Source organism: Lentzea sp. NBRC 105346, assembly GCF_030269605.1.
Lineage (GTDB): Bacteria > Actinomycetota > Actinomycetes > Mycobacteriales > Pseudonocardiaceae > Lentzea.
Window position 1 is genome coordinate 360537 of record NZ_BSTQ01000003.1, and the last position, 19946, is coordinate 380482.

Consider the following 19946-nt stretch of genomic DNA (forward strand, 5'->3'; position numbering starts at 1 on the left):
TTCACTCCGTCTTTTTCGCGGACTCCGGCTCTTCCGCTTCCACGGGCTCCTGCGGCTCTTCCTCGGCCTCTTCGTCGTTTTCGGTCTTTTCCTCAGTGGCTGCTCGGAGGGCCGCGATGTCCTCGCGCTCTCCCTTCGACCGGGCGAGGATGAAGTAGACGACCCCACCGATGAAGACCAGCGCCGACACGAACACGTTGACCCGCACGCCGGCGATGAGCGTGGCCTCGTCGGTGCGCATCAGCTCGATCCAGAACCGCCCCGCGCAGTACCCCGCGACGTACAACGCGAACGCGCGCCCGTGCCCGAGCCGGAACCTTCGGTCCGCCCACACGACGAGCGCCGCGACCCCGAGGTTCCACAGCAGCTCGTACAGGAACGTCGGGTGCACGACCGCCATCGGCGTGTGGTCGACCGCGACCCCGCCCAGCTGGTCCGGCAGCCCGGTGGCCGGGTTGACGCGGTGGTAGATCTCCAGGCCCCACGGCAACGTCGTGTCGCCGCCGTACAACTCCTGGTTGAAGTAGTTGCCGAGCCGCCCAACGGCCTGCGCCACCACGATGCCGGGCGCCAGCGCGTCCGCCATCGCGGGCAACGGAATGCCCTTGCGCCGGCACCCGATCCACGCACCCACCGCACCCAGCGCGATCGCGCCCCAGATGCCCAGGCCGCCGTTCCAGATCGCCAGCGCGTCCAGCGGGTTCTTGCCCGGCCCGAAGTACTTGTCGTGGTCGGTGATGACGTGGTACAGCCGCCCACCCACCAGACCGAACGGCACCGCGAACACCGCGATGTCGGTGACCTCGCCCTTCACACCCCCACGCGCGACCCAGCGGCGTTCGCCCCACGAGATCGCGATGATGATGCCCAGGATGATGCACAGCGCGTAGGCCCGGATGGGGAGCGGACCGAGGTTCCACACACCGCGGTCGGGGCTCGGGATCGTGGCCAGAACGGCGTTCAACACGGGGACCACCGTAGCGGTTGGCTCCCGCACGGCTACTCCGGCCGTGCGATCGTTATCCGGTTGACCTCGGGTCGATCTCGGGGTGTGGCGCCTTCCAGGGGCGGGGCGCGCGTTGCCGCTGGGCTCAGCCCTCGGGGGTGCGGGTTGCACCCAGGCTCGGTGCTCGAGCTCAGGGCGCCGTTGCCCCTGGGGGCTTGGGGCGCTAGTTGCCTTGCGGCCTCGGGGTGCGTGTTCTGCCTTGCGGTCTCGGGGTGCGTGTTGCGCTCGGCGCTCGCAGGCCGTGTTGCCCTCGAAGCTCGGAGCGCGCTGCGCTCGGACCTGGGGCTGCGGGGCTCAGGATGCGCGTTCACCCAGTCCAGGCTCGGGTGCATCCTGCCTGGCTGCCGCAGCGCGCAGCGCGCGAAGCTGCCCCGCGAAGGGCAAGCCTGACGCCTGGGGTGTGAAGCAGAAGCTTCACACCCGCGACGCGTGAGCCCCAACCAGATGCGTGAACCCACTACCCCGCGAACCGTGGTTCGTGAGCCCACCACCCATCACCCGCGCCACGTGGGCCCGCCCATCACCCTCGTGAGCCCGGCATTCGCCACCCGCAGCGCGTGAGCCCGACACCTGACGCCCGCGCCGCGCGCGCCCGCACCCCGCCGTACACAGCCCCCGCACCGCCTGAAGCTGACGCCTGCCCCGGCCCGACCCCCGCCGCCCCCCGCGCGCTTCCTTTTGCTCGGAGCGTACTGCCGGGGTCTGACAATTTTCCGGCTCCGCCCCTGGTCGCCGGTTTTACGCCGCCGCAAGTCCCCCAATCGTGGCAACGCTCACCCCCGAAACGCAGCGGCCTGAATCTCGTACAGCTCGTGGTACGTCCCGCGGGCGGCATGCAGCTCGGCGTGCGTCCCCTGTTCGACGATCTTCCCCTCGGCCAGCACCACGATCCGGTCGGCGTTCTTGATGTTCGCCAGCCGGTGCGTGACGAGGATCGTGGTGTTCCGGCTCGCGTGCTTGAGGCCGGTGAACACGCGGGCCTCGGCCTTGGCATCGAGTGCGGCCGTCGGTTCGTCGGCGACCAACACGTGAGCGTCGCGGTAGATGCCGCGCGCGATGCCCAGGCGCTGCCACTGCCCGCCCGAGAGGTCCTGCCCGTCCTGGAACCGCTTGGACAGCAGCGTCTTCTCCTTCATGGGCAACGAGTCCACGACCTCGTCGGCACTCGACAGGGTCAACGCCGCACGCCACGCCTCAACGGAATCCCGATCCAGGCGCCCGACCACGACGTTGTGCTCGGCGGTCATCGGCCAGCCCGCCGGATCCTGGGCGATGACGGCGATCTGGTCGTGCACGCTGTGCGGGTCGGCCAGCGCCAGATCGACGCCGTCCCACGTGACGGTGCCGGTCGTCGGCTGGTAGAGACCGGTCAGCAGCTTGCCCAGCGTCGTCTTGCCCGAACCGTTCTCGCCCACCAGCGCGATCACCTCACCGCGCCGGACGACCAGGTCGAGTCCCTGCACGGCGGGCTTGTCGGCGGCCGGATACGTGAACGACACGCCCGACAGCCGGATCTCGGCCGGGTCTACCGGCGCCTGAACGGACGACGAAGGCTGGCGCCGGCGGGCGCACTCGGCGAGCAGGGTCTTGTAGAACTCGATGTGGAACGAACCCTCGTGCAGCAGGTCGACCGAACGCATGGTGTTCGACAACGACTGCGACGCCGTTCGCATCGCCAGGACCGCGGTGCCGGCCAGAGCTAGCGGCAGCTGACCCGAGTACAGCAGTAACCCCAGCACGCCGTAGGCCAGACCGCTGCCCAGACCGCCGGCCGCACGACCCACCAGCCGGATGAAGTTGCTGCGGTGCGCCAGGCGGATTTCGTCGGCCATCAGGCTCTCGGTGACGCGGCGGTGCTCGTCCAGTAATCGCTCCTGCAACGTGAGCGCGTGCCGTTCGAGCGCGTACTCGCGCGACATGGCGACGTCCTCGATCACGCCTTTGCGCATGTGTCGCGTGACGCCTTCCAGCCAGTGCTTGCGGTGCAGCCTGCCGACGCGCGCGGCCGCCCAGCCGTCGCCGACCGCGGTCAGCAGCAGGGCCAGCGTCAGCCACGGGTTGAGCAGACCGGCGGTCACCAGCGCCGCGCCGAGTGCGATGAGGGACGCCACCAGGTCCGCGATCCACCGCACGCACCCGTCGATGTACTCGACGCCGTCGCGACCACCTCGCCGGATGAGTTCACGGAAGTCGGCGTCCTCGAACGCGAGCAGCTCCGTCTTCACGACCGCGGCCGTCACCGCGTCGTCCGCCGCGCGGGTCACCAGCGGTCTCAAAGCACCTTCCACGCTGCCCACCGCGGCGTCGAGCAACGCACGCGTGGCATACGACGCGACCACGAGCGCGATCGCCGGTAACGACGCGAGCAGGCGTTCCGGCGTCGGGCTGTCTTTCAACAACGCGGTGAAGACGTCCGCGGTGGCGAGCAAACCGAACGCGGTCACACAGCCCGACGCCACGTGCACGACCGCGGCGAGCAGCGTCAGACGGCGCGAGGCTCGCCACGCCAGGCCTGTGACCACGCGAAACACCGTCGGCAGCTCGCGGAGCGCCTGGCGGAACGTCGCGTCCGCCACTTGCTCCGTGACCGCTGCCCATTTTGGAGTCTTGAGTTTCTCGACGCCGATCAAAGGCGTGTCTCGCCGCAACGAATCCCCCCGGAGTTCGCACGAATGATGAACCCAGGTTAGCAACGTTCCATTTCGCTGAAAATATTAATTAATGCGCTAGACCGAAAGGGCGATCGTGGCCGGAAATGGCCGTTCGATGGTCAGCACACCGTCGCGGCTGGTCGCGATCTCGACGTACTCGGTGCCCTGCAGCTCGAGCAGGGTTGCCGCGACCACCGGTTCCTTCGGGTCGACCACCAGGTACAAGGGCACGGCGGCCTCGGCATAGAGCTGACGCTTCACCAAGAGGTCGTTGATCCGAGTGGTCGGCGAGAGCACCTCACCGGCCGGCAACAAATCCTCGGCCGGAAGGTAGTCGCCGGACGAACCGGGTCTGATGATGGTGAAGTCCGGAACCAGCAAGCGTTCGCTCGACAAGCGGACGTAGACCTCGATGGTCGCCTCGAGCTCGGCCGGACACGCGTCCCTCAGCGCGACCGCCGCAACAAGGAGAAGCCGCTGATGGCGATACGTGCCCAGCGGGCGCACGATCAGCGCGCCATCGACGACTTCGATGCGCTGGCTGTGGTCTTCGGGTAGTGCGAGGACGTCGTCGATCGTCCACGGGCCGTGGTGAGCGGGCAAGAGGTGTTCGGAGGTGCCTGGTTGGTGCATGTAGCCACCATCTCGGCGGGGTCTGACAGTTTTGGCCTCGAACAGCGCTCACGCCAAAAAGGTCGCCCGATCGTGTGTCAGGCAGGCGTGACGGCCTGACGCACACCCGCCGCCAGCTCCGCCCCCAGCGCCCGCACGGCGTCCTCACCAGACGAAGCCGCGGTCACGAAGGCCGACCCCACGATGACCCCGTCGGCGAACGAGGCGAGCTCGGCCGCCTGCGCCCCGGACCGCACCCCGAGCCCCACACCCACGGGCATCGACGTGTGCTCCCGCACCCGGCGAACCAGCTCCGGAGCCGCCGACGACACGACGTCCCGCGCCCCGGTCACACCCATCACCGAGGTGGCATAAAGGAACCCGCGCGAGGAAGAGGCCGTCAGCGCGATCCGTTCCTCCGTGGAAGAAGGCGCCACGAGGAAAATCCGATCCAGATCGTGCGCCGAGGAAGCCGTTATCCAGGACTCGGCCTCATCGGGCACCAGGTCCGGAGTGATCAACCCGAGTCCACCGGCAGACGCCAAGTCGCGCGCGAAGGCGTCCACGCCGTACCGCAGAACGGGGTTCCAGTAGGTCATCACGACCGCGCGTCCACCGGAAGAAGCAACAGCGGACACCACGTCGAACAGGTCACGCACCCGGAACCCGGCGCGCAGAGCGGTCTCCGCCGCCACCTGGATGGTCGGCCCGTCCATCACGGGGTCTGAGTACGGCAGGCCGATCTCGACGAGGTCGCAGCCCGACTCGATCATCGCCTTCAACGCGGAGACGGATCCGGGGACGGTGGGAAAACCGGCGGGCAGGTAGCCGATGAGCGCCGCCCGCCCCTCGGCCGCGGCCTGCGAGAAGACGGGCGCGAGGCGGCTCATGCGTTCTCCTTGTCGAGGCCGAACCACTCCACGGCCGTGCCCATGTCCTTGTCGCCACGGCCGGACAGGTTGACCACCAGCAGGCCCGACGGCCCCAGCGACTGACCGACCTTCAACGCGCCCGCCAGGGCGTGGGCCGACTCGATCGCCGGGATGATGCCCTCGGTGCGCGACAGCAGCGCGAACGCCTCCATGGCCTCGGCGTCGGTCACCGGGAAGTACTCGGCACGCCCGGAGTCCTTCAGGAACGAGTGCTCCGGCCCCACGCCGGGGTAGTCCAGACCGGCCGAGATCGAGTGCGCCTCGGTGATCTGGCCGTCCTCGTCCTGCATGACGTAGGACATCGCGCCGTGCAGCGAACCAGGCGTACCGGCCGTCAAAGTCGCGCCGTGACGCCCGGAGTCGAGACCGTCACCGCCGGGCTCCACGCCGATCAGGCGCACAGAAGGATCATCGATGAACCCGTGGAAGATGCCGATCGCGTTCGAACCGCCACCCACACACGCCAGCACGGCGTCGGGCAGGCGGCCGGCCTTCGTCAGGATCTGCGAGCGCGCCTCGATGCCGATCACGCGGTGGAAGTCGCGGACCAGCAGCGGGAACGGGTGCGGCCCCGCGGCCGTGCCGAGCAGGTAGTGCGTGTCGTCGACGTTCGCGACCCAGTCGCGCAGCGCCTCGTTGATCGCGTCCTTCAACGTGCGCGAGCCGGTCTTGACCGGAATGACCTCGGCGCCGAGCAAACGCATGCGCGCGACGTTCAGCGACTGGCGCTGCGTGTCGACCTCGCCCATGTAGATCACGCAGTCGAGGCCGAGCAGCGCGCACGCCGTCGCGGTCGCCACGCCGTGCTGGCCGGCGCCGGTCTCGGCGATCACGCGCTTCTTGCCCATGCGCCGCGTGAGCAGCGCCTGGCCGAGCACGTTGTTGATCTTGTGTGAACCGGTGTGGTTCAGGTCCTCGCGCTTGAGGAACACCCGCGCGCCGCCCGCGTGGGCGGCGAACTTCGGTGCCTCGGTCAGCAGCGAGGGCCGACCGGCGTAGTCCTTCAGCAGCCCGTTGAACTCGTCGAGGAACGACGGGTCGGTGCGCGCCTTCTCGTACTCGGCGGCGAGCTCGTCGACAGCCGCGATGAGGGCTTCCGGCATGAACCGGCCGCCCCACGGCCCGAAGTGGCCGCGCTCGTCGGGGTCGTGCGGCGTGGGCGTGAACTGCCCCATCGAGAAGCTCCCCTTACCGAGTTACCGACTGGGCCGGGGGCACGCGGGGTGCGACCCGGCGGTCACCAGCTTGTTGACCGCGGCCTTCGGGTCACCGCTGGTCACGAGGCTCTCACCGACGAGCACCGCGTCCGCGCCCGCACCCGCGTAGGCCATCAGGTCACCGGGACCGGACACGCCCGACTCGGCGATCTTGATCGTCTCGAACGGCAGGCCCGGCGCGATGCGGCCGAACACGTCCTTGTCGACCTCGAGCGTGTGCAGGTTGCGCGCGTTCACGCCGATGACGGACGCACCGGCCTCCAGCGCGCGGTCCGCCTCCTCGGCGGTGTGCACCTCGACGAGCGCCGTCATGCCGAGCGACTCCACCCGGTCGAGCAGCGACACCAGGGCGTTCTGCTCGAGCGCCGCCACGATCAGCAGCACCAGGTCCGCACCGTGCGCCCGCGCCTCGTGCACCTGGTACGGGCTGACGATGAAGTCCTTGCGCAGCAAGGGAATCTTCACCTTCGCACGCACGGCGTCGAAGTCCGCGAGCGAACCGCCGAAGCGGCGCTGCTCGGTCAGCACGCTGATCACCTGCGCGCCGCCCGCCTCGTACTGGGCCGCCAGCTCGGCGGGCTCCGGGATCTCGGCCAGTTGCCCCTTCGACGGGCTGCGCCGCTTGACCTCGGCGATCACCCCCACGCTCGGCGCGCGCAGAACCGACATCACGTCGAGCGGCGCCGGCGCCTTGAGCGCCTGCTCCTTGATGTCGTCGAAGGACAGCTGCGCCTCGCGAGCGGCGAGATCCTCACGAACACCCTCGAGGATCGATTCGAGAACCGTCACAGTCTTGCTCCCCTTCCCGCTGCAAGGATGCTAACCCCGCAGGAGTAACGCCTCGCCCACCGGGGTTCCGAATCAGCGCAGCTCCGCAAGGGCCTTCACGGCCCACGTGCGGGAACGTGCGCGAACGATCTTCACTCGTTCGAGTCAGTCGGGTCCTCGCCGCGTTCCAGCGCCCGCCACATGTCCCGCTCGCAGTCCGGCCGAGCCGGCTCCTGACCGCCCATGCCGAACCGTGGCATGTGCTGCCCGAGCCAGGCCAGAGTCACGCCGGAGACGAGCAGGCACACGCCGCTGGCGATGGCGAACCCGTTCCAGCTCGGCGCCGCCACGGCCGCGGATGCGACGAGCACGACGCCCAGCACCCGTCGCGCCCACCCGCTGAGCGCGACCAGCGCCGCGACCCCGGCGAGGCAGAACAACGCGAACGGCACCTGCCCGGCCGCCAGCTGCCCCGCGGCGGCGAGCAGCAGGAGGACCAGGACTATCCACAGTGGACGACGCCCGCGCGGATTCGGCTCAGCGGTCAACAGCGGGCGCCATCGTCTGTGCCGTGGCGATGGCGGCCAGCACCGCCCCCGCCTTGTTCAGGCACTCGTTGTCCTCGGCCTGCGGGTCGGAGTCGGCCACGATGCCGCCTCCGGCCTGCACGTAGGCGATCCCCTGCCGCACGAGCGCGGTGCGGATCGCGATCGCGGTGTCCGCGTCGCCGGCGAAGTCGAAGTACCCCACGACGCCGCCGTAGAGGCCGCGCCGCGTGGGTTCCAGCTCCTCGATGAGCTCCATCGCGCGCGGCTTGGGCGCTCCCGAGAGCGTCCCGGCCGGGAAGCACGCCGCGACCGCGTCGAACGCCGTGCGGCCCTCGGCCAGCTCACCGGTCACCGTCGACACGATGTGCATGACGTGGCTGTACCGCTCGACCTTGAAGAAGTCGACCACGTGCACCGAGCCGGGCTTGCACACGCGCCCGAGGTCGTTGCGGCCGAGGTCGACGAGCATCAGGTGCTCAGCGCGTTCCTTGTGGTCCGCGAGGAGGTCCTTCTCCAGCAGCGCGTCCTCGTCCGGGTCCAGCGACCGCCACCGCGTGCCCGCGATCGGGTGCGTGGTCGCCTTGCCGTCGCGCACGGTGACGAGCGACTCGGGGCTGCATCCGACGATGTCGAACTCGTCGAGCCGCAGCAGGTACATGTACGGGCTCGGGTTCGTCGTGCGCAGCACCCGGTAGATGTCCAGCGGGTCCGCGGACGTCTCCATCTCGAACCGCTGCGACAGCACGACCTGGAACGCCTCGCCCGCGCGAATGGCCTCCTTGGCCTTCTCGACGGCGGCGAAGTGCTCGGCCTGGCTGCGCTTGCGCACGAACTCGGGCTTCGGCCGGTCGAACACGGCGGCCGTCGGTGGCGTGGGCGTGTGCAGGTCGTACGTCATCGCGTCGAGCCGCGCCACGGCGTCGTCGTACGCCGCGTCGACCCGCTCCGGCGAGTCGTCCCAGTTGACGGCGTTCGCGATGAGCGTGACCGTGCCCTCGTGGTGGTCGAGCGCCGCGAGGTCCGTCGCGAACAGCATGACCAGCTCGGGCACCTTCAGGTCGTCCTCGGCGAGCTCGGGCAGCCGCTCGAGCCGCCGCACCGCGTCGTACCCGATGTACCCGACCATGCCGCCGGTGAGCGGAGGGAGTCCGGGCAACGGATCCGTGCGCAGCACCTCGATCGTCTCGCGCAGCACCTGCAGCGGATCCCCGCCGTCGGGCAGGCCCACCGGCCTCGTCCCGGTCCAGAACGCCTCGCCCCCGGTCGCGGTGAGCGCCGCCGAGCTCCGCACCCCGATGAAGGACCACCGGGACCAGGATCTGCCGTTCTCGGCGGACTCGAACAGAAATGTCCCCGGCCGATCAGCGGCCAGCTTCCGGTACAACCCCACCGGCGTCTCGGCGTCGGCCAGCAACCTGCGCACCACCGGAATGACCCGCCGCCCGGCCGCCAGCTCGCGAAACTCCTCGCGAGTCGGACTGACCGCCCCCAAACCAGACTTCGCCACCGCTCCGATGACACTCACCATGTCCGCAATTCTTGCACATATTCAACATCTGTTGAAAACTGGTGTGGTGGTGGAACCCCAGAAGCGTAGAGGACGGCGAGCAGCAGGCGAGGACACCAAAGCCGCCCTGCTCACAGCCGCGCGTGAAGTGTTCACGGAACGCGGTTTCGACGGTGCCACGGTCCGCTCGATAGCCGCTCGAGCCGGGGTGGACGCGGCGATGGTGAACCACTGGTTCGGCAGCAAGGAAGGCCTGTTCGTGCAGGCCGTGTTCCAACTCCCGATCGACCCGAACGAGCTGGTCAAACGCCTGCTGGACGGCCCGCCGGAGGAGATCGGGTTCCGGATCGTCCGCAACTTCGTGACGATCTGGGACCTCACCGGCGGCGGCACGTTCGCCGCACTGGTGCGCAGCGTGACCGCGCATGAGGGCGTGGCCAAGGCGTTGCGGGAGATCTTCCTCAACACCGTCTTCCGGCGTGTCACGGCCGAGTTGGACGTCGACCAGCGGGAGCTGCGCGCCACGCTGTGCGCCACGCAGATGGTCGGGCTGGGCATGGTGCGCTACGTGGTGCACTTCGAGCCGCTGGCGAGCGCCGCACCGGAGGTCCTCGTGGCCGCCATCGGGCCGAACATGCAGCGCTACCTGACGGGACCGCTCGACTAGGCCGGTCCCAGCAACACGGTCGCGTCGAAGCAGGTCCGGTCGCCGGTGTGGCATGCCGCGCCCACCTGGTCGACCTCGAGCAGCAACGTGTCGCCGTCGCAGTCGAGCCGCACGGTGTGCACGTACTGCGTGTGCCCGGAGGTCTCCCCCTTGACCCACAGCTGCTGCCGGCTCCGCGAGTAGTAGGTCGCCCGCCGCGTCGTGAGGGTGCGGTGCAGCGCCTCGTCGTCCATCCACGCGACCATCAGCACCTCACCGGTCCCGCGCTGCTGGGCGACCGCGCAGACCAGCCCGTCCGCGGTCCGCTTCAGCCGGGCGGCGACCGAGGGATCAAGCGAGGTCATCGAGGCCCTCCAAGGTAGGCGCGGGCAGGCCCCGTGTTGAGCAGCACGACCCCGTAGACGTGCAGGGCGGACAGCACTCCGGACACGATCCGGGCCCATACCGGGATGTCCGCGAGCACGAACAGCAGGTGCAGCAACGCGACGATCAGGAACAGCACCATGCCGGAAACGTGTGCCACGCGCAGCCGGAACATGATCCCCGCGGCCACGAGCAACTCGATCAGGGCAATGAAGATCGGCGCCCGGAGCAGGTCCGCCCCACCTTCGATCTGCCACCGGACGAGCGCGACGAGCACGAAGGTGAGCCCGCCCGCCCCGGCGATCAGCGCGGAGAGGAGAACCTCGATCGGCGTGTCGGACCGGCGGATCACCGGACCACCACACCGGCGGCGCGCAGGCCGTCCTTGACCTCGCCGATGCGCAACTGTCCGAAGTGGAACACCGACGCGGCGAGCACGGCGTCCGCCCCGGCCTCGACGGCGGGCGGGAAGTGCGACACGGCACCCGCTCCACCGGAGGCGATCAGCGGCACGTCCACGACCGCGCGCACGCGCTGGATCAGCTCGATGTCGAACCCGGCCTTGGTGCCGTCGGCGTCCATGGAGTTCAACAGGATCTCGCCGACGCCGAGCTCCTGCCCCTTTTCGGCCCACTCGATCGCGTCGATGCCCGTGCCCGTGCGACCACCGTGCGTGGTGACCTCGAACCCGGACCCGTCCGGCAGCCGGCGCGCGTCGACGGACAACACGATGCACTGCGCGCCGAACCGTTCGGAGCACTCTTTCAGCAACTCCGGGCGGGCGATCGCCGCGGTGTTGAGGCTGACCTTGTCCGCGCCCGCACGCAGCAACTTGTTGACGTCCTCGGGGCTGCGCACGCCGCCGCCGACGGTGAGCGGGATGAACACCTGCTCCGCGGTGCGCCGCACGACGTCGTAGGTGGTCTCGCGCTCACCGGACGAGGCGGTCACGTCGAGGAATGTCAGCTCGTCGGCCCCCTCGGCGTCGTAAACCCTGGCAAGCTCGACGGGATCACCCGCATCGACGAGGTTGGTGAAGTTGACGCCCTTCACCACCCGGCCCCGGTCGACGTCGAGGCAGGGGATCACACGGACCGCTACTGACATGCGGGAAAGCCTACAAGGGGGCCCGGTGCGCGTTGTCCACGCCGACGACCTGAAGGACCCGATCCACGTCGAGGACGCCCGGATCGTCGGTTCGCTCAACCTCGAAGGCGTCCGGCTGGAGCACCCCCTGATCCTCCGCGACTGCTACGTCGAGGAGGAGATCAACCTCTGTCAGGCGGAGATCCCGCGCGTGGACTTCAGCGGCTCACACCTGTGGGGGTTGGACGCCGAGCAGCTGCACACCAAGCACGACGTAGACCTGCGCGAGGTGGTGACGACCGGTACCGAGATTGCACTGACAGGCGCCCGCATCGGCGGCTGCCTGCTGCTCGTCGACGCGCGACTGTCCAATGTGAACGGACGGGCCTTCCGGGCGACCGGCATCGAGATCGCACAGGACGTCTACGCCAACGGGCTCCGGGCCGCAGGCGAGGTGATGCTGCACCGGGCCCGTATCAAAGGCGATCTCAGCCTGCCCGGCGCTCGCCTGTTCAATCCCGGCCGTACCGCGCTGGAGCTGAGCTACGCCGAGGTCGGCATCCTGGCGTGCACAGGCCTTACCGCGACGGGAGCCGTGCACCTGTCTGGTTCACGGCTAGATGGCGACATGCTGTTGGGCGAGGGGAAACTGGCCAACGGCACCGGCGACGCGTTGTCGGCGATCGGGCTCGTCGTGACGGGCGCGGCCTTCTTCCAGGACTTCACCGCGCACGGCTCGATGATCCTGGACAGTGCCGACATCGGCGGCGTCCTGGATTTCAGCGAGGCCGAACTGTCCGGGCTGAATGCGGTGTGGCTCAAGGTGGGCCAGAACGCCCACTTCATCGACGTCATGTGCAGCGGCCGGGTGAACCTGACCGGCGCCGCTGTGCGGGCGAACCTGCTGGTCCTCTCCACGAAAGCCGGCGCGATCCACGCCGCCAGCCTCACCACGGGTCAGGACCTGGTCATCCAGCGCTGCGAGATCACGGGTGACATCGGGCTGGACGACGTCCGTGTTGGCGGTCAGCTGCGGCTCACCGAAATTCGCGCCGCCACACTGTCGGCCGATGCGCTCGTCGCGGACAAGGACCTGACTTGCGTGCTGAGGACGTCCGGTGACGTGTGGGCACGTGGGTTGCGCGTCGCCCAGGACGCAACGATCCAGGGTGAGTACGAGGGTGAGGTGGCGCTGCTCGACACGACGGTCGGCGGCCGACTCGATCTGGGCGCCGCGAAGCTCGACGCCGCCGATCTCGAAGGCGTGCGCGCCGCCGCACTGCGCCTACCGCGAATCCAGGCGCCCACGTCGGTCAACCTCACCAACGCGAAGGTCGGCACGTTCGAGGACCTTCCCGACAAGTGGCCAACACAGCTGGGTCTGCGCGGCTTCACATACGACGTCCTCGATCACGATCACGCGCCCGTCAAGGACCGCATCGGGTGGCTGCAGCGCAACCCAGGCGGCTACACGCCGGGCGTCTACGACACGCTCGCCGCCGCGTACAAACGCTCGGGCCGCCTCAACTTCGTGCGCAAGGTCAACATCGCCAAGCAGTGGTTCCGCCGCAACGAGTTCGGCCCGCTGGGCAAGCTCTGGAACTGGCTGCTCTACCTGACGGTCGGCTACGGCTACCGCCCCAACCAGGCAATTCTGTGGCTGGCAGGGCTACTGGGCATCGGCACGGCGGTGTACTGGCAGGCAGACCGAGTCCCGACCGGGCAGGTTGTGCAGGCGTTCAACCCGTTCGTCTACGCGCTGGACGTCTTGCTCCCGATCATCGATCTCGGTCAGGAGAAGGCCTGGGTGGTGAAGGGCGCGGCCCAGTGGTGCTCGTGGGGCCTGATCGCCGCGGGCTGGGTCCTCACGACGGCGGTGGTTGCCGGTCTCACGAACGCGTTGAAGCGGGACTAGGCTCGAAAAGTGATCACCGAACTCGGCAAGAGCGAGTACCTGCTGCTGACGACGTTCCGCAAGAACGGCACCCCGGTCGCGACGCCGGTGTGGGTGGCCGGCGAGGGCGACGTCATCTACGCGTGGTCCGCGAAGGACACCGGCAAGGTCAAGCGGCTGCGCAACAGCGGCGTGGTCGAGGTCGCGCCGTGCGACTTCCGGGGCAACCCCAAGGGCGAGTCGCAGCCGGCCCACGCGACGCTGCTGAGCGATGACGAGAGCGACCACGTGCGCAGCCTGATCGTGAAGAAGTACGGCTTCATGGGCTGGCTGACGATGTTCGGCAGCAAGATCCGCCGCGGCCGCACCGGCACGATCGGGATCAAGATCGTTGAGCGTCAACCTGAGGTTGACGGCTGATCGAACGTCAACCTAGAGTTGACGGGTGGTCATGGCACCGGTCCAGCTGACGGACCTCATCGTCACTGTCGCGACGGCGCACGCCGGCGCGCTGGACCGGCTGGCCGCCGCCGTCAGCCTGAGCGACCAGCTCGACGAGCTCGGCGACCACCTGATCGGCCATTTCGTCGACGAGGCGCGCCGCACCGGCGCGTCGTGGACGGACATCGGCGAGAGCATCGGCGTCAGCAAGCAGGCCGCGCAGAAGCGGTTCGTGCCCAAGGAATCGCCCGAGCTGAGCAAGCCGAGCTTCGACCGGTTCACGCAGCGATCCCACCGCGTGATCAACCTGGCGCGGCACCACGCGCGGTTCAGCCAGCGCATCGGCAGCGAGCATCTGCTGCTCGGCCTGCTCGACGAGACCGGTGGCCTGGCCGCGAAGACGATCACCAAGCTCGAGGCGTCCGACGGCACCACGCGCATCGCGACGCTCACCCGGCTGGTCGACGAGTCGCACCGCAAGCCCGACCCGCAGCCGTTCTCCACGCACTGCAAGAAGGCGCTGGAACTGGCGGTGCGGGAGGCGCTGCGGATGGGTCACACGTTCATCGGCACCGAGCACATCCTCCTCGGGCTGCTGGCCGAGGAGGAGGGCACGGCGGCTCAGGTGCTGCGCAGCACCGGCGTCAGCTACGAGCTCGCCGAGAAGCACATTCGCGACGTCATCGGCGCGGTGCTCCCCACGCCGCGCGAGGGCTAGCGGACCGCCGCCAGCGCCTCCGGGAGCGTGAACGCACCCGCGTACAACGCCTTCCCGATGATCGCGCCCTCCACGCCGTCGCGCGACAACGCCGACAGCGCCACCAGGTCGTCCACACTCGACACACCGCCGGACGCGATCACGGGCGCGTCCGTGCGGGCGCAGATGTCGCGCAGCAGCTCGATGTTCGGCCCCTGCAGCGTGCCGTCCTTGGAGACGTCGGTGACGACGTACCGGGAGCAGCCGTCACGGTCGAGCCGCTCCAGCACGTCCCACAGGTCGCCGCCGTCCTTCGTCCACCCGCGCGCAGCCAGCCTGTGCCCCTCGGGGGTGATGCGCACGTCCAGGCCGACCGCGACCTTCTCGCCGTATCGCGCCACGACCGAAGCGCACCACGCCGGGTCCTCCAGCGCCGCGGTGCCGAGGTTGACCCGCGCGACCCCGGTCGCCAGGGCGGCCTCCAGCGACGCGTCGTCGCGAATGCCTCCGCCCAGCTCGACGTTGACGTCCAGCTTGCCCACGACCTCCGCGATCAGCTCACGGTTGTCACCCCGGCCGAACGCCGCGTCGAGGTCCACCAGATGCACCCACTCCGCGCCGTCGCGCTGCCACGCCAGGGCGGCGTCCAGCGGGCTGCCGTAGTTCGTCTCGGTGCCGGCTTCGCCCTGCACGAGCCGGACGGCGAGACCGTCGGCCACGTCAACAGCGGGGAGGAGGGTGAAAGTCACCCGCACAGCCTAACGTGCGTCACCGAGCACCCTCGCTGCCGCACGTTCCTGCGCATCGACGGAGTCCGGGCCCCAGCCGCCCCGGACCATCATCCCGACGTAGCGCGGGTAGTAGTCGAACATGCCCAGATACAGGTAGATCGCGGAGCTCTCGGGCAGCAGCAGGAGATCCTTGTCCGGCACGCGTTCCTGCAACGCGTTCATCCGCGCCTCCAGCCCCTCGTAGTCGAGGCCCGGCTCGTAGAAACCGACCCGGTCGACCTCGGCGGGCACGGAGAAGTCAGCGTCGATCTTGCTGCCCGCCTCGACCTGCAGCACCGACGTACCCGGGAAGGTCTGCTTGATCAACCGGGCGGACGTGGCGACGTCGGCCGGCGTTGCCCTACGCGCGAACGCCTGGTCCAGCACGGAGAACCCGGCAGCACCCCGTGCGCGCGAAGCCAGTTGCTGCCAGCGCGCGGCGTGGTCCGGACGCAGCACACAGGAAGCGGTGCAGTCGAAGAACGTGTCGCCGGTGTCGACGATGCACGTCCCCGGAGCGCAGGCGGACAGGGCCGCCGGGGAAACCTGGTTGATGTTGCTGCGGCCGCGCACGGAGCGCAGGACCTGGTCGGCACCGTGGTATCCGAAGTAGCGCAACGACTCCGACCGCTTGCGCAGGTGCTCGGAGTTCATCTCGGCGAAGCGCAGGTTGTCGACGGAACCACTGCCGAGGTACACCCAGAGCCGCTCGGTCGGAACCGCCAGGTCCACCTTGCGCCGCGCGCCGTTGACGGAGAGATCCACAGTGGACCCGGACATGGTGAGCGAGACGCGGAACGGGCCGTGCGGCGCCAGCCGTGAGAACTTGCGCACCGAGACGCCCTTGCTGAACAGCTCCACGTCACCGTTGTCGCACAACACGAAACCGAGGTTCGTGGCCGGGTCGGCGACGTTCCCGCCGATGTTCGCCGACTCCGACAGCGCGATCGAAGATCGACTGGATGGCGTCAGCGTCGCCGAGATCGCCGACCCGGTGGACGGCGCGTCCACCATCACGACGCCGTCAACCGCCAGCTTGCCGTGGCCCACGCGCGCGGATCCCGACAGGACCGTGTAGGTGATGGCGCCCGAACCCTGACGCTGCTTGAGGTTGTCGTTCAAGGAACGAGCGTTGTCGAACGAGTCACTGAACGGATGCCGCGACGCGGCCGAAGCAGTGGGAACAACGAGAAAAGCAGCCAAGAAGACGATCAGGGCACGAACGATCAAAGCTCCCCCAGCCAGTTCTCCAGCAGGTGCGCCCCGGCGTCACCGGACTTCTCCGGGTGGAACTGGGTCGCCCACAGCGGCCCGTTCTCGACGGCCGCCACGAAGTCGTCCTTCACGTGTGTCGCCCACGTCACCAGCGGTGCCTTGATGGTGTCCGAGGGCTCCAGGACCCACTCTCGCACGCCGTAGGAGTGCACGAAATAAAAACGCGTGTCACTGTCCAATCCGGCAAAAAGCTTGCTCTCCGAGGGCGCCCGCACCGTGTTCCACCCCATGTGCGGCACGATCGGCGCGTCCAGCCGCTCGACCGTGCCGGGCCACTCCCCGCAGCCCTCGGTGTTCACGCCGTGCTCGATGCCGCGCTCGAACAGGATCTGCATGCCGACGCAGATGCCGAGCACCGGCCGTCCGCCGGCGAGCCGGTTGTCGATGATCCGCGCACCCTTGACCGAGTTGAGGCCCGCCATGCACGCCGCGTACGCGCCGACGCCGGGTACCACCAAGCCGTCGGCGGCCAGCGCCGCCTTGGGGTCCGCGGTCACCTCGACATGGGCGCCGACCCGCTGGAGTGCGCGCTCGGCGGAGCGCAGGTTGCCCGATCCGTAGTCCAGTACGACGACGCGTGCCATGTGACCAGCCTATTCGGTCGGTGCCGACCCCTGCGTCACCGGGATGACCGGCAGTGCCGTGTTGATCGGCTGCCCCTTCATCGGCTGACGTATGTTCCGGACCACGAACAGCGACACCACCATCGCGAGCGCTCCGGCGATCAGCCCGCCTTCCAGCGGCCTCAGGTCGGCCAGGACACTGCCCACGACGGCCAGCACCAGCAGCGGCGGCAGCAGCCACCAGTACCAGCGGCGCGGGTTCTTCGGCACCGGCAGCTGCGCGAGCCACGGGTCCGCGCGCCCCTCGTCCGCGAGCTGCGCGACCTGCGCGACGCCCGGCAGCCCCAGGGCCTCGAAGGCCTCGCGCAGGGCGGCCACACCGCCGGTGTGCACGTCGTCGATCCGCGCGGCCACGGCGGCGGCGTCCGCCTGCGGCACGACCTTCACGAGGTGCGCGACGGCGCTCGCGCGGTGTTTGGCGCTGTACCGCCAGCGGTCCGACAAGGTGACGAGCAGCCGGTCGAGCAGACCCCGCACGAAGCCGACCTGTTTCGCCTCGGCGCTCAACCGGATGAGCGCGTCGCGCTCACCCCAGCCCCAGCCGCGACCGATGGCGCCGGCGAACCCGATCTGGACCGCTGCGTCGGCGTTCCAGTAAGCGATCACCGAAGAACCGACGAGCTTGCGCGCCCGGTCCGCGATGACGAGGTCCTGCCCGAGTCGCGTGGCCGGCGACGGCAGGAGCACCGTTCCAGTCGGCACCGGGATCAACGCCGCCGGACCCACACCGGCCTGGTGCAACGCGCCCTGGAGCTCCGCGGTGGACATCGGCGTCCAGATGAGGGTTCTGCTCACGAGCGAAGATCATGCCCGACTCACCGGTGGAAGAAGGAGCGGACGGCGGTACTGATACCGACGACATCGAGATCGTGGGCCGCGTCATGGTCCTCGGCGGTGCCGTAGGCGTGCAGCTCCAGGTGCCGTTTGACCCCGAGCGACCGCAACCGGTGCGGCACCTCCTCCAGCGCCTCGTTCACGACGTGCGCCGAAGTGCCCTCCAGGTACGGCTCGACGAGCAGTACGTCGGACCGTTCCGTCTCGTCGAGCGCACGCCGCAGGCCGTCGCCGTCGAACGGCCGGACGGTCGACGCGTAGAGAACGGTCACATCGGCCTGTTCCTGTTCGACGGCCTTCACGACCCGGTCCAGCACGGGTCCGACGGCGAGCACCACACCCTTGCGTCCCCGCCTCACCTCGGTGAAGCCCTGGCCGGTCGGGTACGCCTGGCTGTTCTCGTGCAGCGACAACCTGATGTAGACGCGGTCGTCCCGGTTCAACGCGTCCTCGACGAGCGGCCCGACCTCGTCGGTGTGGCCCGGCACGTGCACGGTCCAGCCGGGCAGCGTGTCGATCAACGCCACGTCGCCGGGCGCCTGGTGCGTGCGGCCCCACACCGGGTCGTCGTAGGACGCGCCGATGCTGACCAGCACCGCGCCCACCTCCTGGTGCCCGAGGTCAAGCTTGATCTGCTCGAACGGCCGCTCGACGAGGAACGGCGCGTAGGTGTGCACCACCGGCCGCAGCCCGGTCAGCGCGAGGCCGCCCGCCACACCGATCAGGGCCTGCTCGCGGATGCCCACGTCGACCACGCGGTCCGTGCGCGGGAACAGGTCGCGGGAGATGGCCGCGATCACGACGGCGACCCGCGGGTCCGTCTGCATCCGATCGATGACCGTCTTGGCGAATTCCTTGCGCATCAGACGTCCTTCCGAATCTGTGCGACGACAACGCGCGGCATGTCATGAGGTGCGGTGAAGGCTTCGTAGAGCGCGTCGTGATCGCGTCCGTCCACGACCAGCGCGTCCCAGCCCTCGACGGTGAACCGGGACTCGATGCCGCCGGGCCACCCGTGGCTGGCCGACGAGTTGTCGATCACCACCGCGGTCAGCGTCCCGATGCCGAACCGGCCGGCGAGCGCGATCGCCTCGTGGTTGCTGCCCTCGTCCAGCTCACCGTCGCCGACCAGCACGAACGTCCGCGCCGGGCTGCCCTGGATCCGCAGGCCGAGCGCCGTACCGACGGCCAGCGGCAGCCCGTGCCCGAGCGAACCGCTGCTGATCTCGACACCGGGCACGAGCAGGCGGTCGGGGTGCTGGCCGAGCGGCGAGTCCCACGACGTCCAGGTGTCCAATGTGGATGGATCGAGGAAGCCCTTGGCGGCGAGCACGGCGTAGTACGCCATCGGGCCATGTCCCTTGGACAGCAGGAACCGGTCGCGGTCCGGGTCGGCGACCCGGTCCGGCGCGACGTTCAGCACCCGGTCGTACAGCACCCACAACACGTCGAGGGTCGACGCGGCCGCCCACTCGTGCTTCTCGTCACCGGTCATCCTCGCGAAGAGGGCCGGCAGCTCCGTCTGCATCATGCGATCAACTCTGCGACCTCGACCTAACTGGAGGTCAAGCTACGATGGGCGAGTGAGCAAGCTGCCGGAGATGTTGACCATCGGCCAGGTCGCCGAGCGCAGCGGTGTCCCGCACACCGCGCTGCGGTTCTACGAGGACCGCGGCCTGATCTCGTCCGTGCGCACGACGGGCAACCAGCGCCGCTACGCCCGGTCGGTGCTGCGCAGGCTGGCGTTCATCCGCACCGCCCAGCGGGTCGGCCTGTCCCTGGAGGACGTGCGCGACGCGCTGGCCACGTTGCCCGACAGCCGCACGCCCACCAAGACCGACTGGGCCAAGCTGTCCCGCGAGTGGCAGTCCGAACTGGACGCCCGGATCGACGCGCTGACGCGGTTGCGCGACCGGCTCACCGGGTGCATCGGCTGCGGATGTCTCTCGCTGCGCAGCTGTTTCCTGCAGAACTCCGACGACGCGATGGCCCCGCTCGGCCCCGGCGCCCCCCGCCTCAAAGCCGCCACCGAGGGCGGCATCTGAGGACCGTTAT

22 protein-coding genes are annotated in these 19946 nt (G+C 69.3%); 5 read left to right on the forward strand and 17 right to left on the reverse strand.

What is annotated here, in order from left to right; genetic code table 11:
• Nucleotide 1: 1 nt before the first annotated feature.
• From lgt to QSK35_RS09145, 8 genes are all read right to left on the reverse strand, one after another.
• Entirely contained in the window at nt 2-964 is a 963-nt protein-coding gene (lgt, locus tag QSK35_RS09110) for a prolipoprotein diacylglyceryl transferase (protein WP_285744485.1), read from the reverse strand.
• Between the two features lie 815 nt (nt 965-1779).
• Nucleotides 1780-3582: an ABC transporter ATP-binding protein gene (locus QSK35_RS09115; protein WP_285744182.1), complete on the reverse strand. Its 1803-nt coding sequence runs from the start codon at nt 3580-3582 to the stop codon at nt 1780-1782.
• Between the two features lie 150 nt (nt 3583-3732).
• Nucleotides 3733-4290 carry a Uma2 family endonuclease gene (locus QSK35_RS09120; RefSeq protein ID WP_285744183.1) on the reverse strand — a complete coding sequence of 186 codons (558 nt, stop codon included), beginning with the start codon at nt 4288-4290 and terminating at the stop codon, nt 3733-3735.
• Between the two features lie 77 nt (nt 4291-4367).
• The gene (gene trpA / locus QSK35_RS09125) at nt 4368-5159 is read right to left on the reverse strand and encodes a tryptophan synthase subunit alpha (protein WP_285744185.1); all 792 of its coding nucleotides are present in this window, start codon (nt 5157-5159) and stop codon (nt 4368-4370) included.
• Nucleotides 5156-6376, reverse strand: coding sequence for a tryptophan synthase subunit beta (gene trpB, locus QSK35_RS09130; RefSeq protein ID WP_285744188.1), 1221 nt, complete (start codon nt 6374-6376; stop codon nt 5156-5158). The genes trpA and trpB overlap by 4 nt, the downstream gene beginning before the upstream one ends.
• A 21-nt stretch (nt 6377-6397) precedes the next feature.
• Entirely contained in the window at nt 6398-7207 is an 810-nt protein-coding gene (gene trpC, locus QSK35_RS09135) for an indole-3-glycerol phosphate synthase TrpC (RefSeq protein WP_285744189.1), read from the reverse strand.
• A gap of 131 nt (nt 7208-7338) precedes the next feature.
• Entirely contained in the window at nt 7339-7734 is a 396-nt protein-coding gene (locus QSK35_RS09140) for a Trp biosynthesis-associated membrane protein (RefSeq protein WP_285744191.1), read from the reverse strand.
• Nucleotides 7724-9262: an anthranilate synthase component I gene (locus QSK35_RS09145; protein WP_285744192.1), complete on the reverse strand. Its 1539-nt coding sequence runs from the start codon at nt 9260-9262 to the stop codon at nt 7724-7726. Before QSK35_RS09145 ends, QSK35_RS09140 begins: the two co-directional genes overlap by 11 nt.
• Between QSK35_RS09145 and QSK35_RS09150 the strand changes: the two genes are divergently transcribed.
• Nucleotides 9261-9908: a TetR/AcrR family transcriptional regulator gene (locus QSK35_RS09150; protein WP_502881630.1), complete on the forward strand. Its 648-nt coding sequence runs from the start codon at nt 9261-9263 to the stop codon at nt 9906-9908. The genes QSK35_RS09145 and QSK35_RS09150 overlap by 2 nt on opposite strands.
• On the opposite strand, the gene hisI is transcribed toward QSK35_RS09150, so the two are convergent.
• The 3 genes from hisI to hisF are packed head-to-tail and all read right to left on the reverse strand — an operon-like array spanning nt 9905 to nt 11378.
• Nucleotides 9905-10252: a phosphoribosyl-AMP cyclohydrolase gene (gene hisI, locus QSK35_RS09155; RefSeq protein ID WP_285744196.1), complete on the reverse strand. Its 348-nt coding sequence runs from the start codon at nt 10250-10252 to the stop codon at nt 9905-9907. The two genes, QSK35_RS09150 and hisI, sit on opposite strands and share 4 nt — an antisense overlap.
• Nucleotides 10249-10623 carry a hypothetical protein gene (locus tag QSK35_RS09160; RefSeq protein ID WP_285744197.1) on the reverse strand — a complete coding sequence of 125 codons (375 nt, stop codon included), beginning with the start codon at nt 10621-10623 and terminating at the stop codon, nt 10249-10251. Before QSK35_RS09160 ends, hisI begins: the two co-directional genes overlap by 4 nt.
• A complete protein-coding gene (hisF, locus tag QSK35_RS09165) occupies nt 10620-11378 on the reverse strand; it encodes an imidazole glycerol phosphate synthase subunit HisF (protein ID WP_285744198.1) in 759 nt (252 codons plus the stop codon). Before hisF ends, QSK35_RS09160 begins: the two co-directional genes overlap by 4 nt.
• A gap of 25 nt (nt 11379-11403) precedes the next feature.
• On the opposite strand from hisF, the gene QSK35_RS09170 reads away from it, so the two are divergent.
• The 3 genes from QSK35_RS09170 to QSK35_RS09180 are packed head-to-tail and all read left to right on the forward strand — an operon-like array spanning nt 11404 to nt 14410.
• On the forward strand, nt 11404-13272 hold the full coding sequence (locus QSK35_RS09170; RefSeq protein ID WP_285744200.1) for a hypothetical protein: 1869 nt from the start codon (nt 11404-11406) through the stop codon (nt 13270-13272).
• A 9-nt stretch (nt 13273-13281) separates the two neighbouring features.
• Nucleotides 13282-13671, forward strand: a complete 390-nt coding sequence (locus QSK35_RS09175; RefSeq protein ID WP_285744202.1) for a PPOX class F420-dependent oxidoreductase — start codon at nt 13282-13284, stop codon at nt 13669-13671.
• A 31-nt stretch (nt 13672-13702) separates the two neighbouring features.
• Entirely contained in the window at nt 13703-14410 is a 708-nt protein-coding gene (locus tag QSK35_RS09180) for a Clp protease N-terminal domain-containing protein (RefSeq protein WP_285744487.1), read from the forward strand.
• On the opposite strand, the gene priA is transcribed toward QSK35_RS09180, so the two are convergent.
• The 6 genes from priA to QSK35_RS09210 all read right to left on the reverse strand — a co-directional run bounded on the left by priA (nt 14407) and on the right by QSK35_RS09210 (nt 19422).
• Entirely contained in the window at nt 14407-15138 is a 732-nt protein-coding gene (priA, locus tag QSK35_RS09185) for a bifunctional 1-(5-phosphoribosyl)-5-((5-phosphoribosylamino)methylideneamino)imidazole-4-carboxamide isomerase/phosphoribosylanthranilate isomerase PriA (RefSeq protein WP_285744204.1), read from the reverse strand. The two genes, QSK35_RS09180 and priA, sit on opposite strands and share 4 nt — an antisense overlap.
• Nucleotides 15139-15147: 9 nt before the next feature.
• Nucleotides 15148-16281, reverse strand: coding sequence for a hypothetical protein (locus tag QSK35_RS09190; RefSeq protein WP_285744205.1), 1134 nt, complete (start codon nt 16279-16281; stop codon nt 15148-15150).
• A gap of 104 nt (nt 16282-16385) precedes the next feature.
• On the reverse strand, nt 16386-17018 hold the full coding sequence (gene hisH / locus QSK35_RS09195) for an imidazole glycerol phosphate synthase subunit HisH (protein WP_285744207.1): 633 nt from the start codon (nt 17016-17018) through the stop codon (nt 16386-16388).
• Nucleotides 17019-17027: 9 nt separating this feature from the next.
• Entirely contained in the window at nt 17028-17852 is an 825-nt protein-coding gene (locus QSK35_RS09200; protein ID WP_285744209.1) for a hypothetical protein, read from the reverse strand.
• A 20-nt stretch (nt 17853-17872) separates the two neighbouring features.
• Nucleotides 17873-18754, reverse strand: a complete 882-nt coding sequence (locus QSK35_RS09205) for a transketolase family protein (RefSeq protein ID WP_285744211.1) — start codon at nt 18752-18754, stop codon at nt 17873-17875.
• Entirely contained in the window at nt 18754-19422 is a 669-nt protein-coding gene (locus tag QSK35_RS09210; RefSeq protein ID WP_285744213.1) for a thiamine pyrophosphate-binding protein, read from the reverse strand. Before QSK35_RS09210 ends, QSK35_RS09205 begins: the two co-directional genes overlap by 1 nt.
• A gap of 70 nt (nt 19423-19492) precedes the next feature.
• Here QSK35_RS09210 and soxR point away from each other — a divergent pair, with 70 nt between their 5' ends.
• Nucleotides 19493-19936, forward strand: coding sequence for a redox-sensitive transcriptional activator SoxR (gene soxR, locus QSK35_RS09215; protein ID WP_502881635.1), 444 nt, complete (start codon nt 19493-19495; stop codon nt 19934-19936).
• The last annotated feature ends 10 nt before the right edge of the window (nt 19937-19946 follow it).